General features: G+C 72.8%; 17 protein-coding genes. 12 read left to right on the top strand and 5 right to left on the bottom strand.

Annotation, left to right across the window (positions count from 1 at the left end):
• Positions 1-5: 5 nt before the first annotated feature.
• The 6 genes from Q8R60_17450 (at position 6) to Q8R60_17425 (ending at position 8,693) form a co-directional block, all read left to right on the top strand.
• Entirely contained in the window at positions 6-1,421 is a 1,416-nt protein-coding gene (locus Q8R60_17450; protein ID MDP3714263.1) for a S8 family peptidase, read from the top strand.
• Between the two features lie 59 nt (positions 1,422-1,480).
• Positions 1,481-1,612 (top strand): hypothetical protein, encoded by a 132-nt coding sequence (locus Q8R60_17445; protein MDP3714262.1) that lies wholly within the window; start codon positions 1,481-1,483, stop codon positions 1,610-1,612.
• 46 nt (positions 1,613-1,658) lie between these two features.
• Positions 1,659-3,779 (top strand): transglycosylase domain-containing protein, encoded by a 2,121-nt coding sequence (locus Q8R60_17440; protein MDP3714261.1) that lies wholly within the window; start codon positions 1,659-1,661, stop codon positions 3,777-3,779.
• A gap of 65 nt (positions 3,780-3,844) precedes the next feature.
• Entirely contained in the window at positions 3,845-5,563 is a 1,719-nt protein-coding gene (locus Q8R60_17435; GenBank protein ID MDP3714260.1) for a glycosyltransferase 87 family protein, read from the top strand.
• 488 nt (positions 5,564-6,051) lie between these two features.
• Entirely contained in the window at positions 6,052-8,097 is a 2,046-nt protein-coding gene (locus Q8R60_17430) for a bifunctional diguanylate cyclase/phosphodiesterase (GenBank protein ID MDP3714259.1), read from the top strand.
• On the top strand, positions 8,091-8,693 hold the full coding sequence (locus Q8R60_17425) for a DUF5317 domain-containing protein (protein ID MDP3714258.1): 603 nt from the start codon (positions 8,091-8,093) through the stop codon (positions 8,691-8,693). Before Q8R60_17430 ends, Q8R60_17425 begins: the two co-directional genes overlap by 7 nt.
• A 30-nt stretch (positions 8,694-8,723) precedes the next feature.
• Here the strand turns inward: Q8R60_17425 and Q8R60_17420 are convergent, their stop codons facing one another.
• From Q8R60_17420 to Q8R60_17400, 5 genes are all read right to left on the bottom strand, one after another.
• Positions 8,724-9,407: a response regulator transcription factor gene (locus Q8R60_17420; GenBank protein MDP3714257.1), complete on the bottom strand. Its 684-nt coding sequence runs from the start codon at positions 9,405-9,407 to the stop codon at positions 8,724-8,726.
• Between the two features lie 52 nt (positions 9,408-9,459).
• Positions 9,460-10,722, bottom strand: a complete 1,263-nt coding sequence (locus Q8R60_17415; GenBank protein MDP3714256.1) for a glycosyltransferase 87 family protein — start codon at positions 10,720-10,722, stop codon at positions 9,460-9,462.
• Positions 10,723-10,731: 9 nt separating this feature from the next.
• Complete coding sequence (locus Q8R60_17410; protein MDP3714255.1) at positions 10,732-12,078, bottom strand: N-acetylmuramoyl-L-alanine amidase; 1,347 nt, start codon at positions 12,076-12,078, stop codon at positions 10,732-10,734.
• 255 nt (positions 12,079-12,333) lie between these two features.
• The gene (locus tag Q8R60_17405) at positions 12,334-13,380 is read right to left on the bottom strand and encodes a hypothetical protein (protein MDP3714254.1); all 1,047 of its coding nucleotides are present in this window, start codon (positions 13,378-13,380) and stop codon (positions 12,334-12,336) included.
• A gap of 235 nt (positions 13,381-13,615) precedes the next feature.
• Complete coding sequence (locus Q8R60_17400; protein MDP3714253.1) at positions 13,616-14,371, bottom strand: deoxyribonuclease IV; 756 nt, start codon at positions 14,369-14,371, stop codon at positions 13,616-13,618.
• Between the two features lie 76 nt (positions 14,372-14,447).
• Here Q8R60_17400 and Q8R60_17395 point away from each other — a divergent pair, with 76 nt between their 5' ends.
• From Q8R60_17395 to rpsR, 6 genes are all read left to right on the top strand, one after another.
• Positions 14,448-14,957 carry a sigma factor-like helix-turn-helix DNA-binding protein gene (locus Q8R60_17395; GenBank protein MDP3714252.1) on the top strand — a complete coding sequence of 170 codons (510 nt, stop codon included), beginning with the start codon at positions 14,448-14,450 and terminating at the stop codon, positions 14,955-14,957.
• Positions 14,954-15,769, top strand: a complete 816-nt coding sequence (locus tag Q8R60_17390; protein ID MDP3714251.1) for a hypothetical protein — start codon at positions 14,954-14,956, stop codon at positions 15,767-15,769. Before Q8R60_17395 ends, Q8R60_17390 begins: the two co-directional genes overlap by 4 nt.
• Positions 15,770-15,801: 32 nt before the next feature.
• On the top strand, positions 15,802-16,596 hold the full coding sequence (locus Q8R60_17385; GenBank protein ID MDP3714250.1) for a hypothetical protein: 795 nt from the start codon (positions 15,802-15,804) through the stop codon (positions 16,594-16,596).
• Between the two features lie 152 nt (positions 16,597-16,748).
• On the top strand, positions 16,749-17,039 hold the full coding sequence (rpsF, locus tag Q8R60_17380) for a 30S ribosomal protein S6 (protein ID MDP3714249.1): 291 nt from the start codon (positions 16,749-16,751) through the stop codon (positions 17,037-17,039).
• A 132-nt stretch (positions 17,040-17,171) separates the two neighbouring features.
• Positions 17,172-17,708 carry a single-stranded DNA-binding protein gene (locus tag Q8R60_17375; protein MDP3714248.1) on the top strand — a complete coding sequence of 179 codons (537 nt, stop codon included), beginning with the start codon at positions 17,172-17,174 and terminating at the stop codon, positions 17,706-17,708.
• Between the two features lie 36 nt (positions 17,709-17,744).
• Entirely contained in the window at positions 17,745-17,981 is a 237-nt protein-coding gene (gene rpsR / locus Q8R60_17370; GenBank protein MDP3714247.1) for a 30S ribosomal protein S18, read from the top strand.
• Positions 17,982-17,983: the final 2 nt, after the last annotated feature.

Here is a 17,983-nt window from a genome sequence, read left to right as displayed (position 1 = left end):
GCCCCGTGACCCACCCCCTCGCGTCCCGCACGGCACTGGCCGCCACCGCACTTGCCCTCGTCGCGGCCGGGGCGAGCGTCCCTGCCGCGTCGGCCTCCCCTGCGGACAAGACCAACCGCGGCGCCACGGCGACCGGCCAGGCCGTCGAGCGGCTGATCGTGCACTTCGCCGACGGGACCGCTGCTGACACCGACGACGCGGCTGCCCGGGCCGAGGTCGCCGCTGTCGGCCGCGGCTCGGGCCACCAGCTGTCGGTGACCCGGCGGCTGTCGACCGAGGGCGTGCTCGTCCAGGTGGCGGCGCCGCTCGACGGGCCCGCCGCCGACCGCCTGATCGCCCGCTTCGTGGAGCGCAGCGGAGTCGCCTACGCCGAGGTCGACGCGACGATGATCGCAACCCTCACCCCGAACGACAGCAACTACGGCCAGCAGTGGCACTACTCCGAGCCGCTGGCCGGCATGAACCTCCCGACGGCCTGGGACACCGCGGACGGCACCGGCGTCACCGTCGCCGTCCTCGACACCGGCATCACCCGCCACCCCGACCTCGACGCAAACGTCCTCGGCGGCTACGACTTCGTCAGCAGCGCGACCAACGCGCGCGACGGCGACGGCCGCGACCCCGACCCGACCGACCTCGGTGACTACTACGCCCGCAACGAGTGCGGCAAGGGCGTTCCCGGCTCCAACAGCTCCTGGCACGGCACCCACGTCGCCGGGACCATCGGCGCGGTGACGGGCAACGGGCTCGGTGTCTCCGGGGTGGCCTTCGGCGCGAAGGTGCAGCCGGTGCGGGTGCTCGCCAAGTGCGGCGGCACGCTGGCCGACATCGCCGACGCGATCACGTGGGCCTCCGGCGGCACGGTCAGCGGCATCCCGGCCAACGCCAACCCGGCCACGGTCATCAACATGAGCCTCGGCGGTGGCGGCACCTGCGGCGCGACCTACCAAAACGCCATCAACGGTGCGGTCGCGCGCGGCACAACCGTCGTCGTCGCCGCGGGCAACAGCAACGCCAACGCCGCGAACTACCAGCCGTCGTCGTGCCAGAACGTCGTCGTCGTCGCGGCCTCGGACCGCCAGGGCAACCGCGCCGCCTACAGCAACTACGGCGCCATCATCGACGTCACGGCCCCCGGCGGTGAGACCGCGACGCAGGCCAACGGCGTGCTGTCGACGCTCAACACCGGCACCACCGTGTTGGGCGACCCCGCCTACGCGTACTACCAGGGCACCTCGATGGCCACCCCCCACGTCGCGGGCCTCGCCGCGCTGCTGCTCGGCGAGAAGGCCTTCACACCGTCGGCTCTGGAGACGGCACTCAAGGCCGGCACCCGGCCGCTCGCCGGCAGCTGCTCCGGCGGCTGCGGAGCCGGCCTCGTCGACGCCGCGAAGGCCGTGGCCGACACCGTCACCCCCTGACCGCTGGCCCCGTTCCTTGAACGGTGCGGGGCCGCTGTTCGTCGTACGGTCCATGGACCATGCGCACGGATCAGGCAGACCCGGTCGAGCGGGAGGTCGTGGACCACGCGCTGGAGCGGCGCGCGCTGCTGTGGACCGGCACGTCGGCGACAGCGAGGGCGCGGCGTACGCGGTGGTCCGACGCGCTGTGACGCAGCGCACCGGGTTGTGCGCGCTGCGACAGGGAAGGATCGGCGGGTGAGCCGACTCGGGGACCGCCTGTCACGCCTGCGCTGGAAGCGCCTGATCCTCGTCGGGGGAGGGGGTGGCTTCCTGACGCTGCTGGCGCTGTTCGGCATCGCCTACGCCGCGACCGACATCCCCGACGTCAACGCCGACGCGAGCGCGCAGTCCACGACGCTGCTCTACGCCGACGGCGGCGAGATCGGCAGGGTCGGCCAGCAGAACCGCAAGATCGTCGGCCTGGAGAAGGTCCCCGACCACGTCCAGAAGGCGGTGCTCGCCGCCGAGGACCGCGGCTTCTACACCGAGCCCGGCATCAGCCCGAAGGGCATCGCCCGCGCCCTGCTCACCAACATCAAGGGCGGCGGCTCGGTCCAGCAGGGCGGGTCGACCATCACCCAGCAGTACGCCAAGAACGCCTTCCTCACCCAGGAGCGCACCTACACGCGCAAGGTGAAGGAGGTCTTCATCGCGCTGAAGATGAGCCGCTCGGTGTCGAAGGACCAGATCCTCGAGGACTACCTCAACACCATCTACTTCGGCCGCGGGGCGAGCGGCATCGAGGTCGCTTCGCAGGTCTACTTCGGCAAGTCCACCGACAAGCTCACCATCGCGGAGGGCGCGGTTCTCGCCGCGACGATCCGCTCCCCAGCCGCCTACGACCCGACGCGCCACCCCGAGCGCGCGAAGGACCGCTTCGAGTACGTCCTGGGCGGCATGGTCGACAAGGGCTGGCTGGAGCCGGGTGAGCGCGGCGACGTCGACTACCCGAAGGTGCTCGAGCCCGGGAAGGGCCCTGGTGCGAAGAACAACGACCTGTCCGGTCCCAAGGGCCACGTCATCGCCCAGGTGATGGAGGAGATCCAGCGACGCGGCTTCGGCGAGGACAAGCTCGCCGCAGGCGGCTTCACGGTCAAGACGACGATCCGGCGCGAGGCCCAGGCCGCGGCGGTCGAGGCGGTGCAGGAGCTCACCGGCGACTCGCCTGGAGCGGCGGGCCTTCAGGGCGCGCTCGTCGCGGTCAAGCCCGGCACCGGTGAGGTGTGGGCTTACTACGGCGGCGCGACCGGCACCGGCTTCGACTACGCCACCCAGGCCGTCCGCCAGCCCGGATCGTCGTTCAAGCCCTACGTCCTCGCGGCCGCCCTCGAGGAGGGCATCAGCCTGCGCTCGCAATGGGACGGCAACGACAACAAGCGCTTCGGCAGCACCGAGATCGACAACTTCGGCGACGAGTCCTACGGCCGGGTCGACCTGGTGGAGGCCACCCAGAAGTCGATCAACACCGCCTACTACGAGCTGTGCGTCAAGGTGGGTGCCGCCAAGGTCGCCGAGCTCGCCCGCAAGGCGGGGATCCCCGACTCGGTGCCGCTCGCGGACAAGGACGGCGAGCCCAACTGCAACATCGCGCTCGGCGGCTACGAGGTGCACGTCGCCGACCAGGCCGTCGGCTACGCCACCTTCGGGTCGCAGGGCGACTACGTCCAGCCGTTCGTCGTCAAGAGCGTCACGGACCGCGACGGCGACCTGGTCTACGAGGGCAAGGTCATCAAGCAGCGCGCGTTCGAGCGCGACGTCGCCGCGGATGCGACCTTCGCGATGACGCAGGTCATCGAGCGCGGCAGTGGTCGTGGGGCCCAGCTGGCCGGTGGGCGCCCCGCGGCCGGCAAGACGGGGACGACGTCGGGCAACAAGGACGTCTGGTTCGCCGGCTACACGCCCCAGCTGTCCGCTGCGGTCTGGCTCGGCTACGACAACCCCAAGACGATCGTCATCAAGGGCCGGCAGGCGACCGGCGGCGCGTTCGCCACCGGGATCTGGAAGACGTTCATGGACGCCGCGCACGAGGGACAGCCCATCGAGCAGTTCCCGCCACGGGCCAACGTCGGGCGTGACCGCGGCGGCGACACCCCGACCGGGCCCGAGCCGACCGCGACGGCCACCCCCAGCGCCACGGCGACCGCGGTGCCGACCGACGTGACGCCGACCGGGGTCATCCCCACCGACGTCACGCCCACGGACGAGCCCACGCAGCAGCCCACGAACGAGCCGACCCAGCAGCCGACCCAGCAACCCACGCAGCAGCCGACCTCCCCGCCGCCCTCGGCCGCGGCGCAGGCGAGCCCGACCCCCTGACCGAGTCGGGCCCGCCCGGCGGGGCACCTGGCGAAGGCGCCCCCGCGTAGGCGAGGATCGGCGGCGTGACTGCCCCGACCCTCGTGCGTCCCTCCGACGACGACCCCGTCATCGCCGGTGCCGTCCAGGCGATCGGCGGCCCACCCGGGAAGCGCGCCCGCATCGGCGAGCGTCGGCTCTGGACGCCGATCCGCGTCATCGTCGCGCTGACGCTGCTCACCAGCCTGCTCGGCCTGTGGCAGAAGTCGCCGTGCCGGGTGCACCCCTGGGCGGACGAGTACCAGTACACGAGGCTCTGCTACACCGACGTCTTCGCGCTCTACTTCGCCGAGCGGCTCAACGAGGAGAAGGACGCCCAGGGCAACGTCACCCGCGCCGGGGCGACGCCCTACCTCGACCACCCGGTGGAGTACCCGCCCGTCATCGGCGCCGTGATGGGCACCGTCGCGAAGGTCGTCAACACGCTGCCCGACGACCAGCGGCCGCGCCGCTTCTACGACCTCACCTGGGTGCTGCTCACGGGCTGCGCCGTGGTCGTCGCCGTCACGACCGCGCGCCTCGCCGGGCGGCGAAGGGTCTGGGACGCCGCGCTGTTCGCGGCCGCCCCCGGGCTGCTCCTTCACGCGACGACCAACTGGGACCTCGTCGCGACCGCGATCGCCGGCCTCGCGCTCGTGCAGTGGCAGCGCCGCAGACCGCTCGCCGCCGGCGTACTGCTCGGTGTCGCGACCGCGACCAAGCTCTACCCCGTCCTGCTCGTCATCCCGCTGTTCCTGCTGTGCCTGCGGGCGAAGCGGCTCAAGGAGTGGCTCACCGCCGCGATCGCCCTCGTCATCGCCGCGGGCGCGATCACCGTGCCGGTCTACCTCACCAGCCCCTACTTCGTGGAGCAGAACGGCGCGCAGGTCCGGGTCGCCGACAGCCCGCTCGACCGGATCGGCGACGAGGGCCTCGGGGCGCTGTCACCGCACGTCGACACCCCCTTCGCCTTCGCCGACGGCCGGCCCAAGCGGGCGGTCAACAGCGCCTACCGCTTCTACGAGCTCAACACCACGCGCGGAGCCGACTGGGACTCGCTGCACTTCGCGTTGCGCACCTGCTCCAACGAGGCCCGCGGCGACACCGACGACACGCCCCGCACCGGACTGACCGCCGTCGTCGAGAGCATCCGAGGCCTGCTGTCCGACGCCGTCGACGGCACCTGCGACGGGGCGGCGCGGCTGCTGCTCGACGACGGCCAGCTCGAGGGCGAGGCCCCCGAGGCCCTCAACCGCACGGTCGCGATCGGCTTCCTGCTGTCCCTGCTCGTCATCGCCGCGATCGTGCTGCGCGCCCCCCGACGGCCCCGCCTCATGCAGGTGTCGTTCCTCGTCCTCGTGGCCTTCCTGCTCACCAACAAGGTCTTCAGCCCGCAGTACGTCCTGTGGCTGCTGCCCGTCGCGGTGCTCGCCCGCCCGCGCTGGCGCGGCTTCCTCGCCTGGCAGGTCACCGAGGCGTTCGTGCTCTTCACGCGCTTCTACTACTTCGTGCACCTCGACTCCCCCGAGGGCAAGGACGAGGGCCTGCACGTCGAGTGGTTCGTCGGCGCGGTGCTGCTGCGCGACCTCGCGCTGCTCGTGCTGTGCGCCCTCGTGGTCCGCGACATGTACCGCCCGGAGCACGACGTGGTCCGCGCCGACGGCGACGACGACCCGGCCGGCGGGGTGCTGGACGGCGCGCCCGACAGGCGCGACGTCGCCGAGCCCTCTTCGTCGTACGACGACCGCGAGCTCCAGCGCGCCTAGCCTGCGCAGGGCGGCTGCCCGGGACCCGGAGACCCTCCTAGCCCATGTGCCGACACGTGGTGACGCGTGCCCGGAGGTCCGGTTGAGCCTCCGTTGTGATGATCACCCGATTCGCTACGCCGGACCATCCTTCGTTCCCATCTCTGGCTGAAGCGCTCCCGCGGGACCCCGGCGCTGCCGACACCGGACGTGCGTCGCTACCGGATCGGTCCACCGTGCCGGTGCGCGTCCGCGGTGCGCCCGCCCCGTGACGCCCGTCCACACCTTTTAGGAGGTGAACATGAAGACGATCTCGAAGCGCATTCGGACTGCGGTCCTCGCCTCCGGCGGTCTCGTCGCGCTGGTAGCCACCGTGGGTGCCGGCGTGAAGTGGCACTAGCCAGGCCGGCCGCTGCGCGCGGCCCCCGCTGACCCGCGTCCGCGTCTCCCCTCGGGGCGCGGACGTGGCAGCTCGCACACCACTCCGACGGCCACAAGGAGGTCAGTCCATGACCCAGCTCCCACTCAGCGTTCGCCGCATCGTCGTCAGTGTGTGCGTGGCCGCCCTCCTGGCCCTGGCCTTCGTCGGGGCATTCACCGAGCCGCGCTCGCTCGTCACCTACAGCCGGATCCACCTGCTGCTGGCCTTGCTCATCCTGCTCGGCGAGCTCCGCCCCATCGTCATCGCCCGCGGTGACACCTCCGACGAGATCACGATCTCCTCGACCTTCAGCCTCGCGCTCATCCTCGTCGGCCCCCTGGGCCTCGCCCTCCTGGCACAGGGCGTCTCCGTCGCCATCGAGGACGCCCGCTCGGGCAAGCCGCTCGTCAAGACCGTCTTCAACGTCGCGCAGTACAGCCTGACCGTGGTCGCGTCCCGCGCGACCTTCTGCCTGCTGACGGGCAAGGACCCCCTCTCGGCGGCACCGCTGTCCGTCCCCGGCGACATCCCGGCGGCCCTGTGCGCGGGCGTCGTCTTCTTCTGCATCAACAACCTGCTGTCCGGCATCGTGACGGCCCTCGCGCAGGACGTCCCCGTCGGCGCGCACCTGCGGGCCGACATCCGCTTCCAGCTCGCCACCTCCGGGGTGCTGCTCAGCTTCGCGCCCGTCGTCGCGACGGCGCTGCACGACAGCCTGTGGCTGGCCCCCCTGCTGGTGCTGCCGATCCTCGCGATCCACAAGAGCGCCCAGTTGGCCGCCGAGCGCGAGCACACGGCGCTGCACGACTCGCTCACCGGCCTGCCCAACCGCTCGCTGTTCCGCCTCCGCGCCGAGCGCAGCCTGCAAGACGCCGACCGGACCCACCGCGGCATCGCCGTGATGCTGGTCGACCTGGACCACTTCAAGGAGATCAACGACACCCTCGGCCACCACATCGGCGACGAGCTGATCATCGAGGTCGGCAAGCGACTGCGCACCGGGACGCGCGGCGTCGACACCGTGGCCCGCCTCGGCGGGGACGAGTTCGCGGTGCTGGCCCCCGTCGGGCGGCACGAGGACGCCCTCGACCTGGGTCGCCGTCTGCTCGAGTCCCTGCGGGAGTCCTTCACCGTGCAGGGCGTCCGGCTCGACGTGCAGGCCAGCATCGGCATCGCCATCTCCCCCGCGCACGGGGTCGACGTCGACACCCTGGTCCAGCGGGCCGACATCGCGCTCTACGCCGCGAAGGTGGACCGCGGCACGATCAGCGTCTACGAGTCCAGTGCCGACAGGCACACGGTCGAGCGGCTGGCGCTCGCCGCCGAGCTGCGGGTCGCCCTCGACGAGGGTGACCAGATCTTCCTCGAGTACCAGCCGCAGGTGAGCGCCTCCACTGGGCAGCTGCAGGGCTTCGAGGCGCTGTGCAGGTGGGACCACCCGCAGCACGGCCGGCTGCTGCCCGACACCTTCCTCCCGGTCGCGGAGAACACCGGGCTCATCGGCCCGATGACGATCGCGATCGTCGACACCGCCCTCGGGGCCGTGGCGAGCTGGCGCGCGCAGGGCCATGACGTGACCGTCGCGGTGAACCTGTCGGCGCGGCACATCTCCGACCTCGCTCTGCCCGAGGCCGTCCGCGGGCTCCTGCGCACGTGGGACCTGCCCGGCTCCGCCCTCGTCCTCGAGGTGACGGAGACCGTCATCATGGCCGACCCGGTGCGGGCCGCGACGGTCCTGGCCGAGCTCCGCGACCTCGGGATCAGCCTGGCCGTCGACGACTTCGGCACCGGCTACTCCTCGCTCGCCTACCTCCGCGACCTCGCGGTCGACGAGCTCAAGATCGACAAGTCGTTCGTCCAGTCCCTCGAGAGCAGCCCGGACGACGCCGTCATCGTCCGGTCCACCATCGAGCTCGCGCACAACCTCGGCCTGCGGGTCGTGGCCGAGGGCGTCGAGACGGGCCGGGCGCTGCGGCTGCTCGAGTCCTGGCGCTGCGACACCATCCAGGGCTACGTCGTCAGCCGCCCCCTGCCCGCGTCCGAGGTCCTGCCCTGGATCGTGTCGAAGCACCCCCTGTCCGGTCTCCACACCGTTCCGGACGTACCGCCGCAGGAGCGAAGCACCGCATGCTGATCCTCGCGCTGCTGCTCCTCGCACTGGTCGCGGTCCCGCTGACGGGCGGCAGGCTCGAGCGGCTGACGCAGCTCGGCCTCGAGCGGCAGCGGCTCATCGTCGTCGCCCTGCTCCTGCAGGTCCTGGCGATCAGCGTCGTGCCGGGGTGGCCACGACCGGTCCTCGTCGCGGCCCACCTGGCGTCCTACGGCCTGGCCGCGGCCTTCGTGTGGCTCAACCGCCGGGTGGCGGGAGTGCCGCTGGTGGCGCTCGGCGCGGCCCTCAACGCGGTGACGATCGCGCTCAACGGCGGCACGCTGCCGGCGTCCCCGAGCGCCCTGCGACAGGCGGGCATCACCACGCCCCCGGGCGAGTTCGTGAACTCCGCCGCGCTGGCCGACCCACGGCTGGGCTTCCTGGGCGACGTCTTCGCCTCACCGGCCTGGCTGCCCCTGCGCAACGTCTACAGCGTCGGCGACGCGCTCATCCTCGCCGGCGCGGTCTACGCGATCCACGTGACCTGCCGGCGACCCACGAGGGCGCAGCGCCGACGCAGTGCCGCGACGCCGTCCTGGGCGAAGGCGACCCGGCTGGCAGCCGCGGGCACGCAGGGCTGAGCGCGGCTCACCCGTCGTAGAGAGCGCGGCTCACCCGTCGTAGACGTAGCCGAGCCCGCGGACCGTCCTGATGAGGGCGGGACCGTCGGAGCCCTCGAGAGCGAGCCGCAGCCGGCGCACGTGCTCGGTGACGGTAGGGAGCGCGGACAGCGCAGTACCGGTCCAGACCAGGTCGAGGAGCTCCTGGCGCGACAGGACGCGACCGCGGTGGGTCATCAGGCAGGCGAGCAGGTCGAACTCCATGCGCGTGACCTCGACCGGCCTCCCGTCCACCCGCAGCTCACGGCGGCCCAGGTCCATCCCGACGCGGGTGCGGTCGGGCGCGGCCGCGCCGCTCTGGTCGCGCCGCCGCAGCGCCCCCATCACCCTGGCCGTCAGCTCCCGGTTGGCGCACGGCTTGACGAGGTAGTCGTCCGCGCCCATCTCGAGCCCCATGATCCGGTCGACGTCGGTGTCACGATCGGTCAGCACGATGATCGGGATCATGCTCGCCGCGCGCAGCCGGCTGAGGAACCGCAGGCCGTTCGCTCCGGGGAGGGCCACGTCGAGCACGACCATGTCGATCCCGTTGTCGTCGTCGAGCAGCGCCTGCGCCGAGCACTCATCCGCCGCCTCGAGCACCGTCATCCCGGCTCGGCGCAGCCCGTCGGCGGTCACGCTTCGAGCGCAAGCGTCGTTGTCCACCACGAGCACCACATGCCCGGAGGGCGTCATATCAGAAGTGTAAGGACCTTGTCCAGATCCGTCCCGTTCCCGAGGGCCACATCTACATCACCAGCGCGGGCTCGCGGGCGTCGGCCCCGATCGGGCGCGGCTCGTCGGTGGCGAGCTCGCTGCGGACGAAGACGACCATGAGCAGCACGAGCATGACAGCCCGGCCCCAGACGCCCAGCACCAACATCTGCTTCGGGATGCCGAAGTCGATGCCGCGGCTGAGGTCGAAGTACCAGCGGAAGAGCCCGACGTAGAGCAGCGCGTCGAAGGCGAGGTAGGCCGTCCACCACCCCCACCGGACGCGGACGAGCGCGAAGAACGGCAGCAGCCACAGGGCGAACTGCGGCGAGTGCGCCTTGTTGAGGAGCATGAACGCGCACAGCATCGCGGCGCTGACCTGCACCCACGGGTAGTCGCCAGGTGTCGGTCCCGCCGGGCGCGAGCGCCACCAGGCGTAGCCGAGCACGGCAGCCCAGCAGGCGACGAGCAGCGCCGGCACGAGCCGGTTGAGCTGGTCGGTCGTGAGCTCCGGGAGGCCCCAGAACCAGATGCTGTTGGAGGTGATGTCGGCCCCCCGCAGCTTCTGGAAGGCGTACGGCGCCCACCACCCGTCGGCGTTGACGACCAAGAAGGGGACGTTGACCGCGGCCGTCACCAGCGCGAAGGCACCCGCGGAGGACGCGGCCCCGGAGCGGTCACCGCGGCGCAGGTGCCAGAGCAGCAGGGCGACGACGAGGAAGCCCGGCCACAGCTTGAGCGACGCCCCGACGGCCAGCGCCGCCGCCGCCGCGCTCGGGTGACCGCGCCACCACAGGTAGACGGCACCGACGGTGGCGGCGACGACCAGCAGGTCCCAGTTGTGGAAGGAGTACCAGACCAGCGGTGGCCCCGCGGCCCAGACCAGCGCCCGCCAGCGGACCATCCGCGCGAGCAGCCAGGTGGTGAGGAACGCGAACGGCGCCAGGACCAGCGCGGTCGCCGACAGGTAGGCCGGGGCGCTGTCCACCCACAGCGACGGCAGCCACGCGGCGAGGCCGGTGAGGACGGGGTACTCGAGGACGCCGCCGGTGAGCTGCGGCGCACCGGGCAGGCCGTCCGGTCCGAGGGGCCGCTCCAGACCGCCCTCGACGTAGGGGAAGCGCTGCTCGCGCAGGCCTCGTGCGTCGTACAGGAACTGGATGTCGTTGCTGCACAGCAGCCGGTCGCGGTCGGCATTGTAGTCGGGCTTGCACTGCGCCTTGAGCAGGTAGCCGGCGACGACGAGCACACCGGTCAGCAGCAGCAGGGCGGCAGCGAGCCGTCGACGGTCGACCACCCGGGCAGGCTAGACGGGAACGACGGGCAGGCCGACCTTGACGACGTCGTCACGGACGAACGGGTCGTGCCAGCCGTCGTCCACGGTGATGGCCCAGCGGTAGCGGCCAGGGGCGGCCGGCAGGACAGCGGGCCCCTCCTCGCCCAGCCCGACCGGTGCCGAGCGCAGGCCGGCCCACTCGAGGCGGACCTCGGTGCCCTCACCGCTCTCCTGCGCGACGACGTCGCCGGCTGGGTCGGTGAGCTCGACCCGCCAGGGGGCGATGTGACTGAGCTGCCCGGTGACCACCAGCGGGGTGGGCGCGTGGACGGGGGCGCCGGTCACGGCGGTCTCGGTGACCCGCGGGGCCGGGCCCAGCAGGATCTTCGCGCCGCGCCGGACCTCGGACAGCGCGTCCATCAGCGACCCGGGGCACGCGGTCGTCGAGGTCGCCTGGTGTCCGAAGACCCGCGGCAGGGTGGCCTGCCGGCCGGCGCGGTAGCGGGGCGAGCCCTTGCTGGTGAGGGTGACGGTGCCGGTCGGGTCGAAGCGCCAGGTGGCGGCGGCGTAGGCCGCGACCCGGGCCAGGGCATGGGTCACCGGCTGCGTCGGGCGCGCCTTCGTGTAGTCGCCGAGCACCGCGACGCCCAGGGTGGCGGTGTTGAACCCGGCGGCGTGGCTGCCGATCGTGGCCTTGCCGAAGCCGCCCTTGCGGCCCTCCCACACCTGGCCGAACCGGTCGACGAGCAGGTTGTAGCCGAGGTCGTCCCAGCCACGGCTGCGCACGTGATAGGCGTAGTCGGCGCGGATCAGCGCGGGGACGTCGCTCGCGTCGTAGTCGTTGCGCTGGACGGTGTGGTGGACGACGACGGCCCGCACGCTGCCGGCGTACTCGGGGCGGCCCTTGCGGATCGACTCGTCGGCGCCCCAGTCCGCGCGGTTCTTCGCGCGGAGCAGACCGCTAGCGGGCCGGGTCGCGGCCTGTGCGCTGCGTGCGGCTGGTCGCCGGGTCGTCGCGTCGGCGACGGTGACCAGGCGCAGCCCGCGCGGCGCCCCGGTCACGTGCAGCTGGACATCGCTCGCGCCCGTGGGCCGCCAGGACGGCTCGGTCGACGGGGTCGTGCCGGCCGGTGCCTCGGTCTCGGGCTGGTCCCAGGCGGTCCAGCCGGCGGGGGTCCGCCAGCGCAGCCGGACGGTCGCGGCGCCGCTCTGCCAGGTGACGCCGACCAGCCGGGCATCGCGGACCGCCGCAGTCGTGGTGCCGACGGCCAGTGCGGCAGAGCGCACGACCGGCTCGAGGACGGTGGGCGCAGCCAGGCTCGGTAGGACGGGGGCGGTCACGGCGAGGGCGACGACGACAGCGGTACGGCGGAGCACGGGCGGCCTTCCGAGGAGCCTGCTGGGTGTGGCCACCCCTCGCGAGGGGTAGAGGTGGGGGCCGTCCCGCCAGCCTGCCCGAGTGATGTTGCTACGTCCAGACCTGCCCCACTTTCCGCCCGCTCGCCCCGCGCCCCGCCCCGCCCCCGCCCGCCCCTTGCAGCCCTCCTCTGGCGGATTGGGTGGCAATCCTCGGCGTGTCGACGGCCGCCGCGCCGAGGAAAGCCACCCAATCCTGGGGGAGGCGCGCACTGATCAGGCCGCGCGGCGACCCTCGACCTGCGGCCAGGGTGTCCGGGCCGGCAGCAGCGGGCCGCGGGCGAGCACCACCAGCCCCGGCGGCTCGGGAGCCAGCAGCGTCCGCCGTTCCGCCGCGAGCCCGGCCAGCGTGCGGATGTGGGCAGCCGGGTCCCTGCGGAACCGCTTTGGGGTCGCGTGGTGGAGCAGCAACCCGACGCCGCGCCACCGCTCGTGACGCAGCAACGTGGTGTCGAGCAGGTCCGCGGTGCCGTGCCACTCCTCGCTGTCCTGCTCGTCACCGAGGCCGAGCCCGAGGAACCACGCGTCCGGCGAGCCCATCAGCACGCCGTCGACGTAGACGTCCGGGTTGAGGAGGTACGGCGGGAGCACCCCGCGCCGGGCAGCCGGCAGCAGGTGGTCGTGCAGGTCCCCCTCCGGCGCCGAACGGATGCCGTCGACGATGTCGTGTACGACCCGCGGGAGGTGACCGGCGCCGGGGCCGGGACGGCGCGCGTGCATCACGACGGCGTCCCAGTCGACCCGCGGGTCGCGGCGACCGGCCGTCCCGATCGCGCGGGCGTCACGCAGCGACCGGCAGTCACGGACGGCGTCGGCGACGCAGCGTGGGAGGTCGGCGAGCAGCAGTGGTCGTAGCCCCGGTAGGCGGTGCTCGACGGAAGCGGGCAGGTGGCGGGTGCGCACGAGCGAGCACGTCTCGTTGGTCGAGCGGGTCGTCTCGTGATCCACCAGCACGCGCACCGGACCGTCCGGCTCGCGGATGCCGGCGAGCCCGTGCAGCCAGCAGCCCGCGGCGCCGGTGATCCGGCCACGACGGCCGGTGTGGAGCAGCGCAGCGTGGCAGCGCTGCACGAGGTCCGCGGGGCCGGGACTGGTGAGGTAGATGCCCGGCAAGAGCTCGAGCCACCGCCGGGCGCGCACCTCCCGCAGGGCGAGCTCGTGATCGCACCCCGCCTCGAGAAGAAGCGCCCTGCTCACCACTCCCGCCCGGGGAGCGGCCAGCGCTGACACGACCTGACGTCGAAGTGCGTCCACGTCGTACATCCAGCCGTCGCTCGACCCACCCCGCCATCCCCGGACGGCGATCTGTGGACGGACCCCGCGCCCTGTGGATGTCGCCGACCCGCGCCGCTATCCGCCGCCCGACCCGTTGCCGATTGGGCGGACTCTCTCGGCGTGTCCCGTCGCGCCACGCCGAGGAAAGCCACCCAATCGCCAGGGGGGCGGGGCGGGGGGAGCGCGGGGGGGCGGGGGGCGGGGGGGGCGGGGGGCCGCGCGGTCAGGTGGGGAGGTGGGCGCGGAGGTAGGCGATGTCCTCGGCGTGGCCGGCGCTCGGGGTCTCGACCACCACGGGGGCGCCGGCCGCGGCGACCACCGCCACCAGGGCGTCCGCCCCGATCTCGCCCGACCCCACGTTGGCGTGCCGGTCCGCACCCGACCCGAAGGCGTCGCGCGAGTCGTTGCAGTGCACCAGGTCGATCCGCCCCGTGATCGCCGTCACCCGCGAGACCACGTCGACCAGGGCCTCCCCGCCGGCGTGCGCGTGGCAGGTGTCGAGGCAGAAGCCGACGTTCGGGAAGCCGCCGATGCCGTCCCACAGCCGCGCGAGCGCGTCGAAGCGGCGGGCCATCGCGTGGTCGCCGCCGGCGGTGTTCTCGAGCAGCACCGGCAGCGGCGCCTCCCACCGCTCGAAGGCCTTCACCCAGTTGGCGACGCCGACCGCCGGGTCGTCGCCCTTCGAGACGTGGCCGCCGTGCACGATCACGGCCGTGGCACCGAGCGCGGCCGCGGCGGCGCAGTGCTCGGCGAGGATCTTGCGCGACGGGATGCGGATCTTGTTGTTGGTCGAGGCGAGGTTGACGACGTAGGGCGCGTGCACGTAGAGCTCCAGCGACCCCCGCTCCTCGAGCTCCGCCGGCACCACCGGCTTCTTCCACCCCTGCGGGTCGCCGAGGAAGACCTGCAGCAGGTCCGCCCCCCGCTCCGCGGCTTCCGCAACGGGCGCGTCCTGCCCGACGTGGGCCCCGATCCTCAGCACGAGCTGACACTACGACTGCCGGTACGACGCGAAAGCACCACCTGAGCGCCCGGCCCTCTCTACAGTGGGTGTCATGAGCCAGGACGGGGACGCCGCCGCCTTCGACGCCTTCGTGCAGGCGCGCTCTCCCCGACTACTGCGGACCGCCCAGCTCCTCACGGGTGACCGTGCCGCGGCGGAGAAGGCCCTGACGCAGTCGCTCGGGGCGGCCTGGAAGCGCTGGGGTGCCCTGCAGGGCAGCGGGGCGGACGCCGTCGAGGACGAGGTCCTGCGCGGCCTGGTCGCCGCGGGCACGCGCGCCACCGCCGGTGCGGCCGCCCCCACCGGCCGGCTGCCCGAGGACCTCGGTAGCAGTGACCAGACCCGGGTGGCGGCCCGCGGAGCGCTGCGCCGCCAGCTGTCCGCGCTCCCGGCCGAGCTGCGCGCCGTCGTCGTGCTCCGCCACGCCGACGGCCTGTCGACCGAGCGCGTGGCCCGCGTCCTCGGCGAGGAGCCGGAGCAGGTCGAGCGCGCGGAGCAGGCCGCGGTCGTCCTGCTGTCGCGCGACGAGGACCTCGCGCCGTACGTCGTGGTGGCCTCGTGACCCAGCCCGAGCTCTCCCGCCTGCTCCACGAGGTCGGTGCTGTCCCCGCCCCGGCCGCCGACTACGGCGCGGTCGTGCGCGCGTCGGTCGCCAAGGCCCGGCTGGTACGCACCGGTGTCCTCTCCGGCGCCGGGCTCGCGGTCGGGATCGCGCTGATCGGCACCGCGGTCGCGCTCGCCGGTGGCGGCGGCCCCGACACCGTCGCGCAGAGCACCCCCGAGCCGGTCCCGGTCGTCACCCCGAGCGAGGAGCCGACGCCGACCGAGGAGCCGAGCCCGACCGCCGAGCCCACCGTCGAGCCGACCCCGACGCCCACCGCGACGACCCCGACGCCCGCCGCGCCGGTCGTCACCCAGCCCCCGCGCACCGCCGCCCCGGTCGAGACGACGACCCGACCGACCGACCGACCGACCACGACCCGGCCCAGCCCCAAGCCGGTGCAGACCACCAAGAGCCCCACCCCCAAGCCGTACGCCGCGAAGGGCGCCTCGGTGAGCGTCAGCTACCGCGTACTCGACTCCCAGACGCACCGCGTCGAGGTCACAGTGACCGTGCGCGATAACGACGGCTACCTGCTGTCGGGCACCCTCGACTGGGACGACGAGAGCTCCGCGGAGTCGATCGGTGCCGGCTCGACGACCTGCGGTGGCGGTGGCCGCGAGGCCCAGCCGAGCACGACGACGAAGACGTTCACGCGCACCTACACCGGCGGGGCCGAGGGCAAGCAGGTCGTCGCGCGCGTGACGACGGGGTCGTCGTGCCGCGACACCCCGCGCGAGAGCGTCTCGGGCAGCGTCTTCGTCAACGCGTGAGCCCTCCCCGCCCGCTGGTGCGACACTGGGGCGTGCGCGCTCAGACCCTCCACAGGCTGCTCGCGGTCGTCGCCGTCCTCGTGACCGCCCAACTCGGGCTGCTCGCGGGGCCGGCCATGGCCGCCGAGCGGGTCGTCGTCATCACCGCCGACGGCCCCGACCCGGTCACGCTCGCGGGCGCGAAGGTCGGCGACGTCGTCACCTTCCGCAACGAGGACGAGACCTTCCCCCACGGGGTCCGCAGCACGAGCGCCAACTGGTCCTTCGACGTCCGGCTCAACCCCGGCCAGGAGTTCACGACCGCCAAGCTCGCCAAGAGCGGCACCTACACCTACGACTCCGGCGACCTCACCCTCGACGACTACGAGGGCTCGGTCGTCGTCGGCAGCTCCGCGACCGCCAAGCCGACGCCGTCGAAGACCCGCACGGCCTCGCCCCGGCCGAGCAGCAGCGGCAGCGAGGACCCCACCCCGTCGCCGTCCTCGACCGAGACGAGCACCGGCAGCGCCACCACCCCGCCGCTCATCGGCGGCGAGGTGCCCACCCCCACGCCGAGCCCGACCGGTCCGCCTCCCGTGACCGCGCCCGACCCGACGCAGACCGAGGACCCCGACGGTGACCCCGACGGCAGCGGCACCGTCGCGCTGCCCGGCGGCACCCTGCCCGAGCCGCCGACCCCGCGCGAGTACGGCCTGCCGATCGCCGTCGCCACCGTCGGCGCCGCGGGCACCGCGAGCCTGCTCGCCCGCTTCCTGCTCGCCCACCCCGCCGGTCGCCGACAGCAGCGCCCGCTCGTCACCCTCGACGGAGCTGGCGACCCCGCCTGATACCGAACGGCAGGGGTACGAGGGCAAGGCCTGTGGACGGGCGATCCCGGCGTACGCCTGTGCCCTGCTAGCCTTCCCACGTTTGCTGACGCGAACAACCCTCCTGCCACGGAACGTCCGTGGCCGTTAGTCCACAGGAGGAGGTGGGTCACTTGCGTCACTACGAGCTCATGGTCATCCTCGACCCCGATCTTGAGGAGCGGACCATCGCGCCGTCCCTCGAGACGTTCCTCAACGTCGTTCGCAACGGCGGCGGGACCGTGGAGAAGGTCGACATCTGGGGGCGCCGGCGCCTCTCGTTCGAGATCGACAAAAAGGCCGAGGGCATCTACGCGGTCGTCGACCTCAACGCCGAGCCGGCCGTCATGAAGGAGCTGGACCGCCAGCTCAACCTCAACGAGGCCATCCTGCGCACGAAGGTCATCCGGCCCGAGCTGCGCTAGACGTCCTGTCGGACCTCACTGCCACCATTTCTAGGCACCCTTCCCCACGCTCCACCAGTGCCTCAACGAGCGGCACGCACCTGACCAACTGACTCCCGCTGCAGAGCGGGAAGGGACCCCGAGGAGATCGCCATGGCTGGCGAGACCGTCATCACCGTCGTCGGCAACCTGACCAACGACCCCGAGCTCCGCTTCACCCCCAGTGGTGCAGCGGTCGCGAGCTTCACCGTCGCCTCCACCCCGCGGATGCTGGACAAGCAGACCAACGAGTGGAAGGACGGCGACACCCTCTTCCTGCGCTGCTCGATCTGGCGGCAGGCCGCTGAGAACGTGGCCGAGTCCCTCCAGCGCGGCATGCGCGTCATCGTGCAGGGCCGGCTCAAGCAGCGGTCCTACGAGACGAAGGAAGGCGAGAAGCGCACGGTCGTCGAGCTCGACGTCGACGAGGTGGGCCCCTCCCTCAAGTCCGCCACTGCCAAGGTCAACAAGACCACGCGGCAGGGCGGCAACGGGGGCGGTGGCTACGGCGGCGGCTCGGGTGGCGGCGGCGGTTTCGGTGGCGGTGCCCCGAGCGACGACCCCTGGGCCTCTGGATCTCCAGCGGCCCCGGCGGGCGCTGCTCAGGGCGGCTCTTCCAACGGCGGCTGGTCCGACGAGCCCCCCTTCTAACTCCCCGCTCACGCTTCAGCAAAGGAACGCACTGACATGGCGAAGCCACCGCCCCGCAAGCCGAAGAAGAAGGTCTGCCAGTTCTGCAAGGACAAGGTGACCTACGTGGACTACAAGGACACGGGCCTTCTCCGCAAGTACATCTCCGACCGCGGCAAGATCCGCGCACGTCGCGTCTCCGGCAACTGCTCGCAGCACCAGCGCGACGTCGCCGTGGCCGTGAAGAACAGCCGCGAGATGGCGCTGCTGCCCTACACCTCCACGGCGCGCTGATC

The organism is Mycobacteriales bacterium (assembly GCA_030697205.1).
Taxonomy (GTDB): Bacteria; Actinomycetota; Actinomycetes; order Mycobacteriales; family SCTD01; genus JAUYQP01.
The sequence above is the reverse complement of the archived record's forward strand: the minus strand, read 5'-3'. Positions and strand labels throughout refer to the sequence as shown.

What these genes read in the sequence shown, in the direction of transcription:
- rpsR (MDP3714247.1), top strand. Translation starts at nt 17,745, where the DNA reads ATGGCGAAGCCACCGCCCCGCAAGCCGAAGAAGAAGGTCTGCCAGTTC.
- Q8R60_17395 (MDP3714252.1), top strand. Translation starts at nt 14,448, where the DNA reads ATGAGCCAGGACGGGGACGCCGCCGCCTTCGACGCCTTCGTGCAGGCG.
- Q8R60_17430 (MDP3714259.1), top strand. Translation starts at nt 6,052, where the DNA reads ATGACCCAGCTCCCACTCAGCGTTCGCCGCATCGTCGTCAGTGTGTGC.
- Q8R60_17420 (MDP3714257.1), bottom strand. Translation starts at nt 9,407, where the DNA reads ATGACGCCCTCCGGGCATGTGGTGCTCGTGGTGGACAACGACGCTTGC.
- Q8R60_17425 (MDP3714258.1), top strand. Translation starts at nt 8,091, where the DNA reads ATGCTGATCCTCGCGCTGCTGCTCCTCGCACTGGTCGCGGTCCCGCTG.
- Q8R60_17375 (MDP3714248.1), top strand. Translation starts at nt 17,172, where the DNA reads ATGGCTGGCGAGACCGTCATCACCGTCGTCGGCAACCTGACCAACGAC.
- Q8R60_17445 (MDP3714262.1), top strand. Translation starts at nt 1,481, where the DNA reads ATGCGCACGGATCAGGCAGACCCGGTCGAGCGGGAGGTCGTGGACCAC.
- Q8R60_17405 (MDP3714254.1), bottom strand. Translation starts at nt 13,380, where the DNA reads ATGTACGACGTGGACGCACTTCGACGTCAGGTCGTGTCAGCGCTGGCC.